Source organism: Pareuzebyella sediminis, from assembly GCF_008367235.1.
GTDB classification, from domain to species: Bacteria; Bacteroidota; Bacteroidia; order Flavobacteriales; family Flavobacteriaceae; genus Pareuzebyella; species Pareuzebyella sediminis.
In genome coordinates this window covers 587,875-607,706 of record NZ_VTZS01000002.1, presented here as the reverse complement: position 1 = coordinate 607,706, position 19,832 = coordinate 587,875, and the positions used below count along the sequence as shown (strand labels likewise).

Below are 19,832 nucleotides of genomic sequence, written 5' to 3'. Positions count from 1 at the left end.
CTTTAACTATGAAGTATTATATAATCATCCCCGCACATAACGAAGAGGCCTTTTTGGCAGACACCCTTAATTCGGTACTGCGCCAACGCCTGCAGCCCGAAAAAGTTATCGTCGTTAATGATAACTCCACCGATGGTACAGCGGCCATTATCGATGAATACATATCATTGAGTCCTATTATCCACAAATTGAGTATTGTGACGTCTGCCGAGCATATGCCCGGTAAAAAAGTTATCAATGCGTTCAACAAGGGTGTATATCTATTGGACGACGATTATGATTTTCTGGTCAAATTAGATGCCGACCTCGTTTTACCCGACAACTACTTCGAAAAAATAGCCTATATATTTAAAGGACATCCCAATGTTGGCATTGCCGGTGGCTTTATTTATGAAAAAGACACTGACGGGGAATGGAAACTCAATCACCCCATGAACAAAAACCATGTGCGCGGTGCGTTCAAAGCATACTCTAAAGGGTGTTTCAAGGCCATAGGAGGCCTTAAGAGTGCCATGGGCTGGGATACAGTCGACGAACTCTTGGCGCAATATCATGGCTATGAGATTTTTACCGACGATGTGCTTAGGGTCAAACATCTTCGACCTACAGGAAAAGCGTATCATCAAAAGGCAAAGTTATTGCAAGGCAAAGCGATGTATACAATGAGATACGGGCTTTGGATATCGGTACTGGCATCTCTTAAAATGGCGGTGAAACAACGAAAGGTAAGGGCCTTTGTCGATAATATGTACGGATATTTAGAAGCTCAAAAAGAGCAAACTCCCTATATCGTAACCAAAGAAGAGGGCACATTTATCAGAAAGCTCCGATGGAACGATATAAAGAGAAAACTATTCCAATAAAGAACGTCCGCAAAAGCGGACGTTCTTCTATTTTGTGATAATATAATGTAGTGCTTAGATGCCCAATTCTTTTTTTACATCGACCAAAAGGTCTTTTCCCTGAGCAACGATAAGCCCCCCACCAGGTTGCGCATCGATAACATAGTCAAAGCCCTGTTCGGCAGCTACTTTTTCAATGGCCGCTTTCGCCTTGTCAGAGATTGGGGCAAAAAGTTCTTGTTGCTTTTTCTGCAACTCTCTTTGAGCCGCTTGCTGTGCCTCACCAATATTATTTCGTACACCTTGCAATTCTAAAGCTCTTTTCTCATTTTCTTCCTTTGATTTAGAAGCCGCCTCATTTTCGTATTGCGTATATTTATTTCTAAGTTCGGTCATAGAACTTTCGATATCGGCATTGTAAGTTTCAGAAAGTTTTTTGAGTTCGGCCTCTGCTGCTTTCATCTCCGGCATGGCACTCAACAAAAGTGTCACATCGATATGGGCGACTTTGCTTTGAGCATTGACAAAACTAGTAGCGGCTACGAACAATAGTACGGCAACTGCTATTTTTTTTACGTGTTTCATGATGATAATTCTAGTTTAAATATTTGAGTGTTAATTTTGGTACTTCTAATTTTTGTTCATTTATATTCGTCATCCGACGGGCACACCTTTTGCGATTCCGGTAAATCCCATGCTTTTTAATTTACTTCGTCTTCATCCTCCACATTCTTATTCTCTTCCCGTTCGGCCAATTTCGCTTTTCTTTTTGCCTCACGTTCTTCTAACAATTTCTGTCTTCTCTCCTCATAGGCCTTTTTTCGTTCTTCCCTTAATTTCAACTGTTCGGCCCTTCGCTCTTCCGCAGTCTTTTCACGGGCTTCCTGGGCTTGCTCTGCCCTTTCTTGACGCTCCTTTAGGGCCTCACTAATCTCATCTTCGGCCGATTCTCCTTCGAAATCTTCCAATCTACTTCGGCTCTCCGCTTTTTCCTTGGGCTTACTTATCCTTCTCGTTCTTGATATACCGCGAAGTACTAAATCACTGATATCATGCCGATTTTCGGAGTACAACATTACAACATCCGCAGATTTATCAAAAATAAAATCATACTTTTTATTCGCCCCGATTTTCTGCACTTCATTGAATACCTGATCTTGTATGGGCTGTATCAATTGGCGCTTTTGTAACACGAGATCGCCATCTGGCCCAAAGCGGTCTTGCTGATACTCTACCATCTCTTTCTCCAGCACTTGGATATCTTCCTCCCTTTCGGCTATAAGTTCGTCTGTAAGCAGTACCCGCTCGGCCCTCAAATCTTTTTTCATCTGTTCGACCTCACTTTGTTTTTGCTCGATTTCAACCTTCCATCTTTGAACCTTGTTGGCCAATTGCTCATTGGCCTCCCGATATTCTTCGACATTTTCCAAGATATACTCCATATCTACATAGGCTATTCGCACACCACGCTGAGCAAAGGTGTATGCCGTCAAAAATACAGCAACAGTCAGTAAAAGAACTTTTGTTTTTGCCTTCATTATATTTTCATTTTATACCTTAGAAAATATCGTGCCAAAATTAGTAAAACTTTTAAAATGAACCATTTAGCTTATGCCACGATTTCTAAATTTAAAATTGCTGGCCGATAATGAAGTGTGTTTGCCATCCGCTAGGTCCCCTTCCAACAGACGATGGTCTTAGATCTTCGTCAAATCCGTATCCGAAATCAATACCTAATAACCCGAATGCCGGCATAAAGATGCGCAGCCCCACTCCGGCCGATCTTTTTATTTCAAACGGATTAAAGTCCTGAAAATTGTTGAAGGCATTACCGCCTTCAAGAAAAGCTAGGCCATAAATAGAAGCAGAAGGCTTCAACGTCAACGGATACCGAAGTTCTATAGAATATTTGTTGTAAACAAGACCACCCTCTTGTTGCCCCGTCAAAGCACTTACCGGGGTTAGGGATTGATTTTCATACCCTCTCAACTGTACGACATCACGACCATCCAACGTAAAGTTACCAAGTCCATCGCCCCCTACAAAAAAGCGTTCGAAGGGCACGTCGCCCACATCGTTGTTATAATTACCCAAAAAACCAAATTCAGCATTCGTACGAAGCACTAAATCGCCGACCAAGGTCGTGTACCAATCGCCTTTAAATTTTATTTTATAGTACTCCAACCAACGGAAACGTTCTTGATCGATTCGTTCTAACTCAGCGTTTTCCGCAGCAGTGAGCGACCCTCCATTTTGTGCTCTTTCGAGCTCCAAGCGGGCCAATTCTTCACTTCGATCGCGCAGCGATTCAAAATCCTTGCTGCTGAAGAGTGAATAAGGAGGTGTAACCTTTGCCGTAATTTCAAAATTGGAACCGGTTCTTGGAAAAATTCGACCACCTCCGGTGGCATTCCTTGATATCCCCAGGGTGTATGCAAATGAATTTGACTTTCCATTTCCAAAATTGAACAGCCCAATATCGTAATTATTGAACTCGTACAATTGATAACTTAAAGAATGAGAAATGGTAAAGAAATCGTCGGGCCACTGTACCCTTTTTGCAAGTCCTGCCGAAATTCCAGTAATGGCAAACCCTCTATTTTTATCCACTTCGATACGCCCTCGCCTCGAATTCGCATAATCAACGCCGAATTGTTGTGTTCTCGATAAGTTGAGACTAAATCGTACTGGTTTTTTACCTCCTAACCAAGGTTCGGAAAAATTCAAACTATATACCCTAAACGTCCTACTCGCCTGAACCCTCATGGCAAAGGTCTGTCCATCTCCCATAGGTACCGGCTTGTACGCCTCACCCTTAAATATGTCTTTAATCGAAAAATTATTGAAGGAAAGACCCAAGGTTCCTATAAAACCACCTCCCCCATAGCCGCCCTGCAATTCGATCTGGCTCGAGCCCGATTCCACCAAATTATATTTGATATCTACAGTACCCTGATTGGGATCTGGATTGAGGATGTCGGGGCTAATTTGCTCTGCATCAAAATACCCCAATTGTTGTAATTCACGTATCGTTCTAATGATATCGCTCTTGTTATATTTTTGACCCGGTCGGGTACGTAGTTCCCTAAAAATAACATGGTCATTGGTGCGATCGTTACCTGCCACCTCGATATGATCCAAGAACGTTTCCTTACCCTCAATAATTCGAATCTCGAAATTTATGGTATCGTTTTCGGCCGAAACTTCTACGGGATTGATCGTCGAAAATAGGTACCCAAAATTTTGATACAAACTGGTCACATCATTGGGTTCAGGTTTGGAATCATCTGCAATGCGTTCCCTTAACAACACCCCATTATAGGTATCGCCCTTCTTTATTCCCAGTTGAGCGGCAAGCTGCCTATCGGTATATACGCTGTTTCCTACAAAATCGATATCCCCGAAATAATACTTATCCCCTTCCTCTATATCAAATTTCAATTTGATGTTATTCTCATCCACAGGGATAATGGAATCAGATATAATTCGAGCATCTCGATACCCGTTCTCGGCATATTTATCTATCAAAAGCTCCAAGTCGTTTTCGTAGTCTTCTTCGATATATTTCGATTTCTTCCAAAATCTCCAAAATCTCTTCTCTTTTGTCTTTTTGAAGGCATTGCGGAGTTTTCTATCCGACAACTGTTCGTTACCAACAAAAACCATATCCTTGATTTTGACCTTGTCCCCTTTGTCGATATTGATCATCATCCGTTCTGCATTGGTACCTGAGGTATCTTCGGCTACGGCAATAGCCACCTTCGCATTCAAATAGCCCTGCTTTTTATATTTGTTCTCGAGGTAATTCTTGGTATTGGCAATAAGGCTCTCCGTAATTTTCTTCCCTTTTTTAAGGTCGGTATCTTCAAGAATATCATCGACCTTACGGGATTTAATCCCATTTACCTTTACATCGGACAAGGTTGGCCTTTCCACTATATGAAGTTCAAGGAAAACTTGGTCATCTTGAATGTCGACCAAATTAAATTGGATATCCCTAAAAAGCTCGAGACCCCATAATTTCTTTATAATTTCGCTCAGTTCATCACCTGGTATGGTAATCGGCTGCCCCACCCTTAAACCCGTATACGTCTTTACGGTCTGCTCGTTGTAGGTTTCAAGACCTGTGACCTCGAGCCCGCCCAACACATATTTTTTACCATCATCGAAGGAAAGTTCCTGTGCGGTGGTACATAAGGTGGTGAAAAGCAGTAGGAGTGTAATTAGAGGTTCAAAGGATATGAACCTTTTCATATCGCTAGTTGAGTTGTTCGCTGGTTTTTCCAAATCTTCGTTCTCTGTTCTGGTAACTTTTAATGGCTTGGGCCAAATATTGCTCTGTGAAATCGGGCCAAAATACATCAACGAAATATAATTCCGCATACGCTATCTGCCAAAGCAAAAAATTGCTGATCCGATGTTCCCCACTGGTACGGATAAGCAAATCTACGTCTGGCAAATTGTGCGTGTAAAGATGGGTATTTATAATGGTTTCATCAATACTTTCAATTGAAATTATATTATTTTTAACTTTGGCACTTATCTGTTTTACGGCATTCTTGATTTCTTCGCGCGAACCATAACTTAGGGCAAGAGTAAGTGTCATTCCAGTATGGCCCCTGGTCTTTTCGATAACCTCTTTAAGTTCATGATTGGCCTTTTTCGGCAGCGATTCGATATCACCGATAGCATTAAGCTTCACATTGTTCTTGATAAAGGTCTCGAGTTCCTTTTTTAAAGAGGATACCAGAAGTTTCATAAGGGTATCAACCTCGAGCTTTGGCCTTTTCCAATTTTCGGTAGAAAAGGTGTACAGGGTAAGATAGTCCACCCCAATTTTGACGCAGTTCTCTACCGTACTGCGTACTGCATGCACGCCGTTCTCGTGCCCAAAAACCCTATGCTTGCCGCGCTCTTTTGCCCAACGGCCATTACCATCCATAATAATAGCAATATGGGCGGGAAGGTTTTGTTTGTCTATATCTTCAAAGAAATCCATAGGAAATCGATCAAAAACATTTTTCGAAAAATGCAGATCGCTAAGATAGTATTATTCGAAACAGTCCATACAAGGTTTTCTGCCGAAGGTGTAAGTTAAGGTTAATCCGGAGAAAACATACCAGTCGTTGCTAAAAATATTCCCGAACTGAAGGTCGCCCAACTGTTGGCTTACATTCAATTTTTCAGGATTACTTGCATCGAGATTGTCGGTAAAGGTATATCGTGCCCCTATCTCTGCACCCAAGATAAAAAATTGACTTAAGCGCATCTTTGCCCCAACTGTCATCGGCACCGCAAAAGTACCATCTTTTTGGGCAACGTCGATCATTTGACCGGCATCAAAATAATTATACCCGTACCGAAAATAAGTTAATCCCGTGTATAAGTAGGGGGTAAAAGCCGGTCCCAACTTGTGCAAGTTGTATTCGACAAAATTAAATTCAAGACCAGCAGAAGCCTCTAAAATGGAATTCTTTGCAACATAGCCCCTTTGTTGACGAGATGGAATATTTGATTTGGAATCGTCTGCAGTAAACTTACCATAAATCACACTTGCCCGCCATGCATAACGCTTGGCCTTGTTCCATTTGAACAACCCTCCAAAGGCAAGGTTAGAAGGTAATATATAATTGGTACGCCCGACGTCACCAATGTTATTCGCACCACCAGCAAAAAGGCCGACTTCATAGGTCTGGGCACTAATTTTACCAATGGCACATAATATAACTACGACAATGTAACACCTCATAAGAGATTAAAAGTTTGAAAATATAACGATAATGCGCAACCGACATATTCCTTGTTCTCACTTGATAAACAGCATTTACGATTATTTATTGTCTGTCAAATGATCAATTGCGTCGATCTTCTCCCCATAACAATTTGTTGCGAAGTGTTTTCAAAAAGCTTTCCGAACTGTATTCTAGCATTTTGATGGAAAAGCCAGCCTTCCTTATATAAATTTCCTGCCCATTTTTAACAGAGGCAATTCTAGAATCCAAAGAAATCAAATGGTAATCTTCTCTTCCGGAAACCCGAATTCGAATTTTAGTATCGTCGGAAATGACCAAAGGACGCGCATTAAGGTTATGCGGGGCAATGGGGGTAAGCACCAGCGATCGCGCCGTCGGCACAATGACAGGGCCTCCACAGCTCAGCGAGTACCCAGTAGAACCAGTTGGGGTCGATATGATAAGCCCATCGGCCCAGTACGAAGTAAGATATTCGTCATTTAGGAAAGTTTCGACCGTAATCATGGAGGTGGTATCCTTACGACTTACCGTAATTTCGTTCAATGCAAAATTCAATTCAGAAAATTCAGGAATGTTAGAATCGGCAGTTACTTCGATCAAGCTCCGTTCTATAATATCATAATTTCCTTTGACGAATTCTTGGACCACCTTACGCACCTCTTCTTTATTCAAGGTCGAAAGAAAGCCCAACCGGCCCGTATTTACACCTACGATAGGGATTCCTAAATCACCAACAAAAGTAGTAGCACGCAAAATAGTACCATCACCGCCGAAGCTAACCAACATATCAAAGGAAGTATCTAAACCTTCAGTAGCCGTGAAGGTCTTGAAGTTTTCCGCATGATGTGTCTTGGACAAATAACTATGGAAATCCCTTTCTATCGAGACTTGTGCCCGTTCTTTTTCTAGCTCGCTAAGCAATTCCACCACATAATGCAAGGTATCATCGTGATACGTTTGACTGTATATGGCTACTTTCATCTGCTTGTCTTGTTGAGGTTTATATGGTTTCCCTTATGCTAGACAACAAAAATAAGCATTGTAAAATTTGTTAGGGGTGTATTTTGAACAATGTATTACACATTCAAGTACTTATCAAGATAATCTGATCGTTCTTTTAAATCCTCCAGAAACTGGTCATCCGTATTTCCGAAAAGGATAGTGTAGTTATAGCGTCTGAAAGTCTGCAAAATCTCATTGAGATTAGAAGAGGCAATTTTAATCGTTATCTGAATGACATCATTCTTAGAATCGGTGATAAATCCTCCTATCAATTTAGTATTGTTGCTTTCTACGATTTGGGCTATTTCACTAAAGGAGTAATCCTTTATTCCTTTTGCCAGAACAATAATACCTCCGGGTTCCGTAAAAAAGGGCGTATCGATAAAAACGCTAACGATATCGGTAAGGTCGTAGTACCCTAAAACCCTCGCTTGTTCATCGATCACCGGCACCAAATTCGCTTCGTTTCTTGCAAAGGCCTCTAGCACATCGAGCCAGCTGGTTTCCTTCCTCACAAAGAAGGTATCCAGATCGTACCGATAGTCTTCGATGATTTTATGGGTATCAAAACTGTCGAGATCATTTTCACTGAGCACACCTAAAAAGCTCTCATTCTCTTGTACTGCAATATGCGAATAGGTGTTTTCTTTAAAAAAATCTACGACATCGGTCATCGAATCCGTGATTTGAAAAACGGGAATATCGGAAACCATAAGGGAATAAATCTGCATAACTCTTTAGTTCTATTGCAAAATACTAATTAAATATATCAAAAGGCATGCCTAATTTGTATTTTTGCCCGAATGTCAAATACTATCGACCAATGACAAAGCTCAGTGTAAACATTAACAAGATAGCCACATTACGGAATGCCCGAGGGGGCAATGTGCCCGATTTATTGAAAATGGCTTCCGATATCGAAAGTTTCGGTGCTCAAGGCATCACAATCCATCCTAGACCCGACGAAAGGCATATTCGCTATCAAGATGCGCGAGACCTAAAAAAAATAGTTGCCACCGAATTTAATATAGAGGGCAACCCGGTTCCAAAGTTTATCGATCTTGTTCTTCAAGTTAAACCTACACAGGTTACTTTGGTCCCCGATGCAGTGGACGCGATCACTTCCAATTCGGGTTGGGATACTATACGGCATAAGGGCTTCTTAAAGGAGGTCATCCAAACTTTTAAAAAGGCGGGCATTCGGTGCTCCATTTTTGTCGACCCGGAAGCCCGTATGGTAGAAGGCGCGGCAGAAACAGGCACCGATCGTATCGAACTGTACACGGAGTACTACGCAAAGACCTATGGTGGTGGAAATCGACAGGAGGCGGTCAAACCTTTTGTAGAAACGGCCGAGATAGCCCATTCTTTGGGCTTGGGCATAAATGCAGGTCATGACCTCAGCCTTGACAATATTGCATTCTTTAAACAAAATGTGCCTCATTTACTCGAAGTCTCGATTGGGCATGCCCTAATCTGCGAATCACTTTATCTTGGCCTGGACAATGTTATTAATATGTATAAGAACAAATTAAAATGACCGAACGACTACATTCGCAAATAATTGGAAAAGGACGGCCTCTATTGATCTTACACGGATTTCTGGGAATGTCTGACAATTGGAAAACCCTTGGCAGTACCTATGCGGAATCGAATTTCGAGGTACATCTCATCGATCAACGTAACCACGGCAAAAGCTTTTGGTCTTCTGATTTCGATTATGGAGTTCTGTCGAACGACCTTGAAGGCTATATGAACGATCACAGCTTGGAAAAGGCCATTATATTGGGGCATTCCATGGGTGGTAAAACGGCCATGCAGTTCGCCTGTAGTTTTTCGGAAAAAACAGAAAAATTAATTGTAGCCGATATTGCACCGAAATATTACCCCCCACATCACCAATGGATCATCGATGGACTGAACACTTTGGATTTCGACACCATCAAATCGAGGAGCGAGGCCGATGATATCCTTAAGGAGCGCATAAGTGATTGGGGGGTTAGGCAATTCTTGTTAAAAAACCTGTATTGGGTTGAAAAAGGAAAGCTCGGCCTACGTTTCAATTTGGACGTTTTGAGCGAAAAAATGAACGAGATCGGTGAAAATATCAATACGACGGACCGTTATACCGGGCCTACCCTATTTCTAAGGGGCGACCGTTCCGAATATATTGTAGAGAGCGATCTTCCTGAGATTAAAAAACACTTTCCCCACGCTATTCTAGAGACCGTCTCTAATGCAGGCCATTGGTTGCACGCTGAAAATCCAGAGCAATTCCTTGAAAAATCCCTCTCTTTTCTGAATTCCTAATAAGGAGCCCTTTTTATTATGCATGCATAATTTTTTGGTGCAATTAATTGTAGGTGCCATAATTTTGGTTAATTTTGATTTGGCTGTACTTACAGCTCCTCAACCTTTATTTATATCAGAGAAAATTGATGAAAAAGCTATTGATTTTACTTGCCTTTTCAGGCATCTTTTTTGCTTCCTGTAGCAACGACGACAATGCGCCCAATGATCAGGGACCTTCGGAACCGACACCGACGAACTATACCAGTGGCTCTGCTGATTTTTCAACCTATGTAGCCGTAGGCAATTCTTTAACGGCCGGTTACTCGGATGGAGCCCTTTTTATGGACGGGCAGCTGGCTTCCTTTCCCAACATGTTGGCCACTAGTTTTGCCGAAGTTGGTGGCGGGTCGTTCGACCAACCCCTTATGGCCGATAATTTAGGAAGTTTAACCCTTGGCGGAAATTTGCTTCCCGGTTTTGAGAACAGGTATATTCTCTCCTTTGCGAACGTTGACCCGAATGATCCGAATTCTGTTCCCAGCCCCATGCGCCTGGAGGTAACGGGAACGACCGAAGTTTCAAACCTATTGGGAGGGCCTTTTAATAATATGGGGGTTCCTGGAGCAAAAATTTACCATTTGGCAGCTGAGGGATATGGTAGCTTAGACGCCTTGGCCATTGGTGCCGCGAACCCTTACTATGTAAGATTTGCCTCCTCCCCATCGGCTACGATTATTGGAGATGCCGTTGCACAAAACCCGACCTTCTTTTCACTTTGGATAGGAAGCAATGACATACTGAGCTTTGCTATATCGGGCGGCAATGGAGTCGATCGCACAGGCGACCCTAATGCAGCCGCCTACGGATCAAACGATATCACAGATCCGGGGTTATTTCATTTGGTCTATGAGCAATTATTACAAACGCTTACGGCCAATGGAGCCACTGGGGCTGTTGCCAATTTGGTCGACGTAACCAAGGTTCCCTATTTTACGACCGTACCCTATGCCCCTCTAGATCCTACTAACCCTGATTTTGCACCTCAGATACCCGCGTTGAATGCAACCTTTTCTCAGTTGAATCAAGTTTTTACATTTTTGGGGGTTCCTGAAAGGTCCATAGAATTCGCAACAGACGCTGCAAGCGCCTTGGTAATAAAAGACGAATCGCTCGAAGACCTGTCAGCCCAGATAACGAGTACCCTGATGGCTTTTGGTGTAGATGCCGGTACAGCGGGCGTGGTAGGTTTCTTGTACGGTCAGGCCCGACAGGCCAATGAAAACGACCTTATTGTACTGTCTGCAAGGAACGAAATCGCCGAGATAAATGAAACCGCTTTTGCAACGCTACAGGGGTTGGGTCTACCCGCTGCAGATGCCGGGCAGCTTTCAGTCAATGGCATTACCTACCCTATGGAAGACCAATGGGTGCTCACCCCGGATGAACAGATGCTGATTACTGCGGCAACCGATAACTACAATGCTTCCATAAATAGTCTGGCCCAGCAATATGGGCTCGCCCTAGTCGATATAAAGAACCTCTTGAACACCGTTTCAACGGACGGGATTACACTTAATAACGGCAGTACGGTAACGGCTCAATTTGCTGTAGGGGGTGCATTTTCCCTAGATGGCATCCATCTATCGCCCAGGGGTTACGCTATCGTAGCCAACGAATTTATCAAAGCTATTGAAGAGACCTATGATGCCGAACTTCCAAAGGTCGACCCTCTGCAATATACGGGGCTCTACATCAATTGATATTTCAAAAAAGCTTACTTTTAAAGGGTGTTACATCGTGTAGCATCTTTTTTTCGTTCAACCATTTATATTCTGATCCATGAGATTCTTACTACGCATTCTTTTGAGCGCTCTAGCAGTTGTCGTTCTATCGAAAATACTTCCACATGTATCGGTCGATACCTATTTGACCGCTATCATCGTAGCGCTAGTTTTAAGCCTGTTAAACTTCATAGTCAAGCCCATATTGATTATTCTCACTTTACCCGTGACCATACTCACTTTCGGACTTTTCTTATTGATTATCAATGCTATCATCATTTTGCTGGCAGACCATTTAATAAGTGGCTTTACCGTTGATGGAATATGGTGGGCTCTACTTTTCAGCCTATTACTTTCCTTTCTCCAATCCATTCTATTTTCACTTCTTAAAGAGGATAAAAGTTAGTAGCGGTTCTTTGAATTTCAACAGTTTAAAAACTTGCTAGGGTATATTTAATGTAGTATTTTTGCAACCCTGTTTTAGGGAAATAAAAATGATTTTTAGATGAACATTACAAAAGAGCAGATCGACGATTTGAACGCAGTCGTCAAAGTAGCCATCACGAAAGACGATTATCAAGACAAGGTAGAGAGTATCTTAAAAGACTATAGAAAGCAAGCCAACATACCCGGTTTTAGAAAAGGGCATGTACCTATGGGCCTTATTAAAAAACAATATGGAAAAGCCGTATTGGTAGATGAAGTGAATAAATTGCTTCAAGACAACCTCAATAAATACCTGACCGAGGAGAAGCTCGATGTGCTCGGCAATCCCTTGCCTAAACAACAAGACAATTTCGATTGGGACAAAGAAGAACTAGCTTTCGAATTCGAGCTAGGGCTTGCCCCCGATTTCGAAGTACCGCTACAAACCAAAAAGCCGATTACGCATTACAAAATCGTTGCCGATGAAAAAATGGTCAATGAGCAGGTAGAGCGTATTCAAAAACAGTATGGCAAACTGGTAAGCAAAGATGAAATCTCAGGTCACGAAGAGGTTACTGGAACCTTTAAGAATGAAACGGAGGAAGTTGATAACAAAGCCACTCTGGAGCTTGACAAAATCGAAAGCAAGCAAGCCTTAAAAGACTTGAAAGGTAAAAAGGTTGGCGATACCGTACACCTAAACTCAAAAGGCCTTTTCAAAGAAGATTATCTTCTTTCTAGCGTATTGGGAATCTCGCAAGACAAAGCGGAAAACCTTGACATTGAAGTCGATTTTACCATCGAAGAAATCAATGAGCGCCAGCCAGCCAATTTAGATCAAGAACTTTTCGATAAGCTCTTCGGAAAAGACGAAGTCAGTTCCGAAAAAGAGCTGAAAGAGAGAATCAAGGAAGACTCGGAAAAACAGTTTGAGCAACAGTCCGATCAAAAACTGCTCAACGATATTACAGAATATTTCATCGATACCACAAAATTCGAACTTCCCACGGATTTTCTTACTAAGTGGATTCAAATGACCGGGGAAACGCCTTTGTCAGAAGAGCAAGCTAGCGAAGAATACGAAAAGTCTGAAAAAGGTTTACGCTATCAATTGATCGAGGGCAAAATCATAAAAGAGAACGGCATTGAAATCCAATTCGATGAATTAAAGGAATTTGCCAAAGGTTTCATTAAGTCGCAAATGGCTCAGTATGGGCAATTAAACCCGAAAGAAGAAGAGTTAGACAACATTGCCGCAAGAGTATTGGGGAACCAGGACGAGGTCAAGCGTTTGTCTGAGCAACTTATGAGCCAAAAGTTACTCAATCTCTACAAGGAAAAGGTGAACTTGAAGACGAAAGAGGTGAACTATGAAGATTTTGTAAAAGAAGTTTACGGATAGTTTAAAAAAAATTATAAGTATCTTTACAGTGCCGAAAAACAGTTTTTTCGGCACTTTTTTTTATCTTTTACCTTCGGGTATTTAAATTTCGAAAATATACATATGGATTACGGAAAAGAATTCAAAAATTACGCGATAAAGGACCAAGGTATCAGCAGTACGTATTACGACACCATTGTTAGCAGTATGTATCCCGTCAATTTGACACCCAACATCATTGAAGAAAGACAAATGAACGCAGTCGCTATGGATGTCTTTTCAAGACTGATGATGGACCGTATCATCTTTTTAGGTACGGGAATTACCGAACAGGTCGCTAATATTGTTCAGGCACAGCTGTTATTTTTGGCGAGCACCGATTCTTCTAAAGATATTCAAATCTATATCAATTCTCCTGGCGGTAGTGTGTATGCCGGTCTAGGGATTTACGACACTATGCAATTCATTGCACCCGACGTAGCGACCATTTGTACAGGTATGGCGGCATCTATGGGAGCTGTTTTGCTTTGTGCGGGTGAAAAAGGAAAACGAAGCGGTCTGACCCATTCAAGGGTAATGATCCACCAGCCCATGGGAGGTGCTCAAGGGCAAGCGAGCGACATAGAAATTACGGCTCGGGAAATATTGAAATTAAAACAAGAACTGTACGAAATCATCGCGAGCCATTCTGGCCAGACCATAGAAAAGGTAAATGAAGATAGTGACCGCGATTACTGGATGAAAGCTGAGGAAGCTCTCAAGTATGGCATGATTGATGAACTATTGGTAAGGGATAAAAAGTAATCTCGACCAATGAAAGAAAAATATGTTTCTATATAGCCTATAAATAAAATACGGCTATCTGCGTTAGGAGTAATGAAAAAGATATGAGATGCCAAAAGAAAATTTAGAATGTTCATTTTGCGGAAGAAAAAAGCCTGAGACCAATCTATTGATCGCGGGGTTGGATGCGCATATTTGTGACCGATGTATCGAACAGGCCCATGGTATAGTCGCGGAAGAGTCAAGACAGAGCAAATCAAATGACCTTTCGGCAGAGCTTACCCTTAAAAAACCCCTTGATATCAAGGCTTTCCTAGATACTTTTGTAATCGGTCAAGAGCGGACCAAAAAAGTAATGTCAGTCGCCGTCTATAATCATTACAAAAGGCTTTTACAGCCTAAATCGAAAGAAGACGACATCGAAATCCAGAAAAGTAATATCATCATGGTTGGGCAAACAGGTACAGGGAAAACCCTTATTGCCAAAACCATTGCAAAGATGCTAAACGTTCCCTTGGCCATCGTCGATGCGACCGTATTGACCGAAGCAGGGTATGTCGGTGAAGATGTAGAAAGTATACTTACGCGTCTATTGCAAGCGGCAGACTATAATGTCGAAAAGGCAGAACGCGGTATCGTCTTTATCGATGAAATTGACAAAATAGCCCGAAAGAGCGATAACCCTTCAATAACCCGGGACGTCTCAGGGGAAGGAGTTCAGCAAGGCCTGCTCAAATTATTGGAAGGAACCGTTGTTAATGTTCCCCCGAAAGGAGGCAGGAAGCATCCTGATCAAAAGTTTATTGAGGTCAACACCGAAAATATTCTCTTTATCGCAGGCGGAGCCTTCGATGGTATTGAACGAGCCATAACTAAAAGATTGAATCTTCAAGCCATAGGTTATAGTGCTGCCAAAATAGATGACGGGCTCGACCAAAAGAATATTTTGCAATATATCATTCCAAAAGACTTGAAAGAATTTGGTCTCATTCCCGAAATAATAGGAAGGCTTCCGGTTTTGACCCATATGAATCCTTTGGATAAAAAAACGCTTCGTGCCATCTTGACCGAACCTAAAAATGCCATCATTAAACAGTATGAAAAACTGTTCGGAATGGATGATATCAGTTTTACCATCACCGAACAGGCGTTAGATTACATAGTGGACAAGGCCATTGAGTACAAGTTAGGGGCAAGAGGCTTGCGTTCGTTATGCGAGGCCATCTTTACGGATGCCATGTTCGAAATGCCAAGTAATGGGGAAACCGAGTTTAAAGTAACTAAACCCTACGCAGAAAATAAGCTGTCTTACGAGACGATTAAAAAGTTAAAAGCAGTTTCTTAAACTGCTTTTTCTTTGCTTCCATATCTGTTTTTTTGGGTAACCAGATTCAAAAGATCAAGACAAACTTTTTTAATCATCTTTTCATCGGTGTACATCTCATGCCCAAAATTTTTGATGAGTTCCCTTTCAATGCCCATTTTTTCATACCATGTTGATTTCGGCCTGTAGATATCTTGGTCACCGAACAATAACCTGATGGGGCAATTGGGCTTTTGAGTTTCAACCCTAACCCTAGTGGCCGAAACGGCATACAATGATTTCATGGGAACCCCCATGTTATTAGCTTTCCAGGCTATGGCTCCTCCAACGCTAAAACCGAGGTAATGCGCCGGTTCATTTTCCTTTTTCAGAAGGTGTGCTACCGCGGTGTCAATACCTCCGTTTACAAAGGCATGATGAATATTTTCTTCAGAACTCACGGCAACCTCTAAATCACCCAGTTCTTGGCAATCATAAAAAGTGATGTCAAAATATTGTTGTAGATACCCTAGGTATGAGGTTATCCAAAGTCCTTTTTTGGATCCCCACATATCGGATAAAATCACGAGTCTTTCCGCCATAACTTTACAATTTAATTGGGTCAGGTCAAGTTTATCGAACCAATTTGAAAATTAAACGGGAAAAACCCACAATTATTTGTTCATGTGAAGTAATTCTTCGATGTAGTTCCTTTTATTCGATAATCGAGGAATTTTGTGTTGTCCGCCCAGCTTATCCTTGGCCTTGAGCCAATCGTAGAAAAGGTTTTCTCTAGCAATATGTACTTTTGGCAGTTTCAAAGTGATGTTGTTGTACCTTTTTGCCTCATAATCCGAGTTGAGCGATTTGAGCGCATTATCTAAAAATTCGGTAAAATAATCGACGTCTTCAGGAGGTTTTCGAAACTCGATAATCCATTCATGCCCCCCTTTTTCCGCACCTGCCATGAATATGGGGCCGGCCGTGTAGTCTTTTATCTGCGCCCCTGTTTTCATACAAACATTCTTGAGTGCCTCTTCGGCATTTTCTATAATGAGCTCTTCACCGAATACGTTGATATGATGCTTGGTTCTACCGGTAATCTTGATACGATAGGGGTCAATAGAGGTAAAGCGTACCGTATCCCCAATTTTGTACCGCCAAAGCCCGGAGTTCGTTGTGATAATAATAGCGTAATTGATATTCAATTGAACTTCCCATAACGGAATGGCTTTCTGCGCCTCGGTACCATAATCCTGCATGGGGACAAACTCATAAAAAATTCCATAATCCAGCATCAACAAAAGATCATCCGCATTGTTACGATCTTGTATGGCAAAAAAACCTTCGGAAGCATTATAAATTTCATAATATCTGAAATTTTTACGGGGCAGCAACTTTCGATATTGCTCTTTGTAGGGGCTAAAACTGACACCTCCATGAAAGTAAACCTCCAAATTTTCCCATATCTGAAAAAGATTATCCTTACCGGTTTCCTGAATCACATTATTGAGAAGCACTAACATCCACGAGGGCACCCCTGCCAGACTTGTCACATTTTCTTGGGTGCTTTCTTTAATGATAGCTCTTAATTTGCTTTCCCACTCACTCATCAGGGAAACTTTGCTACTTGGCGTGCTACTAAATTCGGCCCATAAAGGCATATTGTCGATCAAAATAGCGGAAAGATCTCCGAAAAATGAACCATTGTCTTCATATAACTCTTTACTCCCTCCCAATCTGAGGCTTTTACCGGTAAAAAGTTGTGAATCTTCATTGTTATTCAAATAGAGACAAAGCAAATCTTTTCCCGATTTATAATGGCAATCTTCCAAAGCTTCACTACTTACCGGAATGAACTTGCTCTTCGCATTGGTCGTACCGCTACTTTTGGCAAACCACTTAATACCGGTCGGCCAAAATACATTTTGTTCCCCCCTTCTGGTGCGCTCTATATCCCCTTCAATTTCCTCGTAGGACACTATGGGCATCCTTTGCCGGAAAGCTTCATAGCTCTCTATGGAAGTAAAATCGTATTTTTTGCCATATTCGGTATCCTCGGCAATTTCCAATAATTGAAACAGCACTTCCTCCTGTACCTCGGCAGGGTATTTCAAAAAAAGTTCAATCTGATGATATCGCTTTTTTAGCAACCAGGAAGCAATCGAATTAAACAAAGGAATCGTCATTTTTTGGATATCTTTGGTGTTGAGGCTGCATAAAGCTAGCCGCTAAAAATAGCCTATTAAACCATCATTTTCAAATTCTACATAAAACCTACCCGAATATGCTGTACGAAGGAGTACTACGAAAAATGAAAACAGAAATAGGGAACCCTATACAGTATTATATGGTTTTCGAGAACGATTTTTTGAACGTAAATCAAGCCCTGAACAAAAACCTAAAGATCAATTTTATCAAATTCCAATGCCTGAATTGCGGTCTAGACCGTCCGATTTATCGACAAGGATTCTGCAAAACTTGCTTTTTCGAGATTCCTTCCGCAGGAGATTGGATTATGCGACCAGAGCTTAGCAAAGCCCATTTAGGCGAAGAAGATAGAGATTTAGACTATGAAAAAAAAGTACAGCTGCAACCCCACATCGTTTATCTTGCCAATTCAAGCTCAATAAAAGTCGGGGTAACCCGAAAAGTACAGGTTCCTACCCGCTGGATCGACCAGGGTGCGCACGAAGCTATTGAAATTGTCGAAGTACCCAACCGATATTTGGCCGGAATAACGGAGGTCGCCCTTAAAGACCATATTTCGGACAAAACCAATTGGAGAAAAATGTTGACCAATGATGTGAAGGACGAAGATTTGGTCGCGTGGCGCAACCGTTTGGAAGAATATATTCCTTCCGAGGCCAAGCAATATTTCATTAGGAACCGTACCGAGACCCATCTTGATTTTCCCGTATTGGAGTATCCGGTCAAGGTGAAAAGTCTAAATCTCGATAAACAACCTGCGTATGAGGGCATTCTCAAAGGCATAAAAGGGCAATATTTTATTTTCGGTGACGGCACCGTCTTCAATGTACGCGGTAACGAAGGATATTATGTTTCGCTGGAGATCCGTTAAGAAACGCTCTGATTTGAGCCAACCCGCAACCATAATAAAATGGATTGGGCTAATAATTTTTGTACAACCCGCTTATCTTAAAAAATAAAAAACAAAGAATGAACAAAACGATACTACTTAAAAATAGACCTGAAGGAAGGCCCCAACTGGGCGATTTTAAATTTACGGAGGAAGAATTAGCAACCCTGAAAGAAGGGGAGCTACTTCTAAAAACAAAATTTGTGTCTGTAGACCCCTATCTAAGAGGTAGAATGCGCGATATTCCATCGTACATAGAACCTTTCAAACTTGGTGAACCTATAGAATCGGGTATAGTTGCCGAAGTAGTCACATCGAAGAACAAGAACTTTGCCGAAGGTGATTTTGTAAGTGGGATGCTACCCTGGAAGACCTTTAATGTTTCCACGGGCAGTGGCTTGAACAAGGTAAGCGAGGAGCTGGCCCCACTATCTGCACACCTAGGTATTTTAGGGCTTACCGGGCTCACTGCCTACATAAGCCTCGACCAAATAGGTCATCTTAAAAAAGGGGAAACTCTTTTGGTTTCCGGAGCTTCTGGAGCCGTGGGCAGTACCGTGGGGCAAATCGGTAAAATAAAAGGGTGCCATGTTATCGGGATTGCCGGCAGCGATGAGAAAATAAACTTGATGAAAGAAAAGTTCGGCTTTGATGCCGGCATCAATTATAAGACTACCCAAAATATGCAACAGGCCATTTCCGAATTATGTGCGAACGGTGTTGACGTGTATTTCGATAATGTAGGTGGGGAAACCCTTGATGCAGCTATGGCCAACATTAATAAAAATGGCCGTGTCATCAGCTGTGGTGCGATATCGCTCTATAATGAAACGGAGACGCCCCGTGGGCCGAGGTACGAAAGTATTCTGATTAGAAAAACCGTATTGATCCAAGGGTTTTTAGTACGGGACCACGCTTCAAAGTTCGGCCCGGCCATACAGCAACTAGCCGATTGGTTAAAGGAAGGAAGTCTTACCTATGAAGAAACGATCGTAGAAGGTTTTGAAAATATACCTCAGGCATTTATCGATTTATTTGACGGAAAGAATAAGGGAAAAATGTTGGTTAAGATTTATTGAAACCAGAACAACGCACCTTGCAAAGGCCGCTAGGCCTTAATCGAAGAAATTAAAGCACACTTGAAAGATTCCCAAAATAAAAGCAGATGG

At 41.9% G+C, this 19,832-nt stretch carries 19 protein-coding genes; 10 read left to right on the top strand and 9 right to left on the bottom strand.

The window, feature by feature from the left end; translation table 11 throughout:
• Positions 1 to 8 precede the first annotated feature (8 nt).
• Complete coding sequence (locus F2B13_RS09195; protein ID WP_149304047.1) at positions 9 to 863, top strand: glycosyltransferase; 855 nt, start codon at positions 9 to 11, stop codon at positions 861 to 863.
• A gap of 54 nt (positions 864 to 917) precedes the next feature.
• On the opposite strand, the gene F2B13_RS09190 is transcribed toward F2B13_RS09195, so the two are convergent.
• From F2B13_RS09190 to F2B13_RS09160, 7 genes are all read right to left on the bottom strand, one after another.
• The gene (locus F2B13_RS09190; protein WP_149274791.1) at positions 918 to 1,427 is read right to left on the bottom strand and encodes an OmpH family outer membrane protein; all 510 of its coding nucleotides are present in this window, start codon (positions 1,425 to 1,427) and stop codon (positions 918 to 920) included.
• Between the two features lie 116 nt (positions 1,428 to 1,543).
• Positions 1,544 to 2,380 (bottom strand): OmpH family outer membrane protein, encoded by an 837-nt coding sequence (locus tag F2B13_RS09185; protein WP_149274790.1) that lies wholly within the window; start codon positions 2,378 to 2,380, stop codon positions 1,544 to 1,546.
• Positions 2,381 to 2,471: 91 nt separating this feature from the next.
• Positions 2,472 to 5,096: a BamA/OMP85 family outer membrane protein gene (locus F2B13_RS09180; RefSeq protein WP_149274789.1), complete on the bottom strand. Its 2,625-nt coding sequence runs from the start codon at positions 5,094 to 5,096 to the stop codon at positions 2,472 to 2,474.
• Positions 5,097 to 5,100: 4 nt separating this feature from the next.
• Positions 5,101 to 5,841 carry an isoprenyl transferase gene (locus F2B13_RS09175; protein WP_149274788.1) on the bottom strand — a complete coding sequence of 247 codons (741 nt, stop codon included), beginning with the start codon at positions 5,839 to 5,841 and terminating at the stop codon, positions 5,101 to 5,103.
• Between the two features lie 51 nt (positions 5,842 to 5,892).
• On the bottom strand, positions 5,893 to 6,591 hold the full coding sequence (gene porG, locus F2B13_RS09170; RefSeq protein WP_149304046.1) for a type IX secretion system protein PorG: 699 nt from the start codon (positions 6,589 to 6,591) through the stop codon (positions 5,893 to 5,895).
• A gap of 103 nt (positions 6,592 to 6,694) precedes the next feature.
• A complete protein-coding gene (locus F2B13_RS09165; protein WP_149304045.1) occupies positions 6,695 to 7,576 on the bottom strand; it encodes an NAD kinase in 882 nt (293 codons plus the stop codon).
• A gap of 95 nt (positions 7,577 to 7,671) precedes the next feature.
• On the bottom strand, positions 7,672 to 8,328 hold the full coding sequence (locus F2B13_RS09160) for a CBS domain-containing protein (RefSeq protein WP_149274785.1): 657 nt from the start codon (positions 8,326 to 8,328) through the stop codon (positions 7,672 to 7,674).
• A 92-nt stretch (positions 8,329 to 8,420) separates the two neighbouring features.
• Here F2B13_RS09160 and F2B13_RS09155 point away from each other — a divergent pair, with 92 nt between their 5' ends.
• From F2B13_RS09155 to clpX, 7 genes are all read left to right on the top strand, one after another.
• On the top strand, positions 8,421 to 9,137 hold the full coding sequence (locus tag F2B13_RS09155; protein WP_149274784.1) for a pyridoxine 5'-phosphate synthase: 717 nt from the start codon (positions 8,421 to 8,423) through the stop codon (positions 9,135 to 9,137).
• A complete protein-coding gene (locus tag F2B13_RS09150) occupies positions 9,134 to 9,907 on the top strand; it encodes an alpha/beta fold hydrolase (protein ID WP_149304044.1) in 774 nt (257 codons plus the stop codon). Before F2B13_RS09155 ends, F2B13_RS09150 begins: the two co-directional genes overlap by 4 nt.
• A 128-nt stretch (positions 9,908 to 10,035) precedes the next feature.
• A complete protein-coding gene (locus F2B13_RS09145; protein WP_149304043.1) occupies positions 10,036 to 11,649 on the top strand; it encodes an SGNH/GDSL hydrolase family protein in 1,614 nt (537 codons plus the stop codon).
• 79 nt (positions 11,650 to 11,728) lie between these two features.
• Positions 11,729 to 12,076: a phage holin family protein gene (locus F2B13_RS09140; RefSeq protein WP_149274781.1), complete on the top strand. Its 348-nt coding sequence runs from the start codon at positions 11,729 to 11,731 to the stop codon at positions 12,074 to 12,076.
• Between the two features lie 99 nt (positions 12,077 to 12,175).
• Positions 12,176 to 13,498, top strand: a complete 1,323-nt coding sequence (gene tig / locus F2B13_RS09135; RefSeq protein ID WP_149274780.1) for a trigger factor — start codon at positions 12,176 to 12,178, stop codon at positions 13,496 to 13,498.
• A 102-nt stretch (positions 13,499 to 13,600) separates the two neighbouring features.
• A complete protein-coding gene (gene clpP / locus F2B13_RS09130; protein ID WP_149274779.1) occupies positions 13,601 to 14,281 on the top strand; it encodes an ATP-dependent Clp endopeptidase proteolytic subunit ClpP in 681 nt (226 codons plus the stop codon).
• A gap of 88 nt (positions 14,282 to 14,369) precedes the next feature.
• Complete coding sequence (gene clpX, locus F2B13_RS09125; RefSeq protein ID WP_149274778.1) at positions 14,370 to 15,605, top strand: ATP-dependent Clp protease ATP-binding subunit ClpX; 1,236 nt, start codon at positions 14,370 to 14,372, stop codon at positions 15,603 to 15,605.
• Here clpX and F2B13_RS09120 read toward each other — a convergent pair.
• Positions 15,602 to 16,165 (bottom strand): dienelactone hydrolase family protein, encoded by a 564-nt coding sequence (locus F2B13_RS09120; RefSeq protein ID WP_149304042.1) that lies wholly within the window; start codon positions 16,163 to 16,165, stop codon positions 15,602 to 15,604. The genes clpX and F2B13_RS09120 overlap by 4 nt on opposite strands.
• A 72-nt stretch (positions 16,166 to 16,237) precedes the next feature.
• On the bottom strand, positions 16,238 to 17,752 hold the full coding sequence (locus tag F2B13_RS09115; RefSeq protein ID WP_149274776.1) for a GH3 auxin-responsive promoter family protein: 1,515 nt from the start codon (positions 17,750 to 17,752) through the stop codon (positions 16,238 to 16,240).
• Between the two features lie 98 nt (positions 17,753 to 17,850).
• Here F2B13_RS09115 and F2B13_RS09110 point away from each other — a divergent pair, with 98 nt between their 5' ends.
• Complete coding sequence (locus F2B13_RS09110; protein WP_149304041.1) at positions 17,851 to 18,645, top strand: DUF2797 domain-containing protein; 795 nt, start codon at positions 17,851 to 17,853, stop codon at positions 18,643 to 18,645.
• A 98-nt stretch (positions 18,646 to 18,743) separates the two neighbouring features.
• On the top strand, positions 18,744 to 19,742 hold the full coding sequence (locus F2B13_RS09105) for an NADP-dependent oxidoreductase (protein WP_149304040.1): 999 nt from the start codon (positions 18,744 to 18,746) through the stop codon (positions 19,740 to 19,742).
• Positions 19,743 to 19,832: the final 90 nt, after the last annotated feature.

Coding starts and splice junctions, on each gene's coding strand:
- F2B13_RS09195 (WP_149304047.1), top strand. CDS start 9: ATGAAGTATTATATAATCATCCCCGCACATAACGAAGAGGCCTTTTTG.
- F2B13_RS09190 (WP_149274791.1), bottom strand. CDS start 1,427: ATGAAACACGTAAAAAAAATAGCAGTTGCCGTACTATTGTTCGTAGCC.
- F2B13_RS09185 (WP_149274790.1), bottom strand. CDS start 2,380: ATGAAGGCAAAAACAAAAGTTCTTTTACTGACTGTTGCTGTATTTTTG.
- F2B13_RS09180 (WP_149274789.1), bottom strand. CDS start 5,096: ATGAAAAGGTTCATATCCTTTGAACCTCTAATTACACTCCTACTGCTT.
- F2B13_RS09175 (WP_149274788.1), bottom strand. CDS start 5,841: ATGGATTTCTTTGAAGATATAGACAAACAAAACCTTCCCGCCCATATT.
- porG (WP_149304046.1), bottom strand. CDS start 6,591: ATGAGGTGTTACATTGTCGTAGTTATATTATGTGCCATTGGTAAAATT.
- F2B13_RS09165 (WP_149304045.1), bottom strand. CDS start 7,576: ATGAAAGTAGCCATATACAGTCAAACGTATCACGATGATACCTTGCAT.
- F2B13_RS09160 (WP_149274785.1), bottom strand. CDS start 8,328: ATGCAGATTTATTCCCTTATGGTTTCCGATATTCCCGTTTTTCAAATC.
- F2B13_RS09155 (WP_149274784.1), top strand. CDS start 8,421: ATGACAAAGCTCAGTGTAAACATTAACAAGATAGCCACATTACGGAAT.
- F2B13_RS09150 (WP_149304044.1), top strand. CDS start 9,134: ATGACCGAACGACTACATTCGCAAATAATTGGAAAAGGACGGCCTCTA.
- F2B13_RS09145 (WP_149304043.1), top strand. CDS start 10,036: ATGAAAAAGCTATTGATTTTACTTGCCTTTTCAGGCATCTTTTTTGCT.
- F2B13_RS09140 (WP_149274781.1), top strand. CDS start 11,729: ATGAGATTCTTACTACGCATTCTTTTGAGCGCTCTAGCAGTTGTCGTT.
- tig (WP_149274780.1), top strand. CDS start 12,176: ATGAACATTACAAAAGAGCAGATCGACGATTTGAACGCAGTCGTCAAA.
- clpP (WP_149274779.1), top strand. CDS start 13,601: ATGGATTACGGAAAAGAATTCAAAAATTACGCGATAAAGGACCAAGGT.
- clpX (WP_149274778.1), top strand. CDS start 14,370: ATGCCAAAAGAAAATTTAGAATGTTCATTTTGCGGAAGAAAAAAGCCT.
- F2B13_RS09120 (WP_149304042.1), bottom strand. CDS start 16,165: ATGGCGGAAAGACTCGTGATTTTATCCGATATGTGGGGATCCAAAAAA.
- F2B13_RS09115 (WP_149274776.1), bottom strand. CDS start 17,752: ATGACGATTCCTTTGTTTAATTCGATTGCTTCCTGGTTGCTAAAAAAG.
- F2B13_RS09110 (WP_149304041.1), top strand. CDS start 17,851: ATGCTGTACGAAGGAGTACTACGAAAAATGAAAACAGAAATAGGGAAC.
- F2B13_RS09105 (WP_149304040.1), top strand. CDS start 18,744: ATGAACAAAACGATACTACTTAAAAATAGACCTGAAGGAAGGCCCCAA.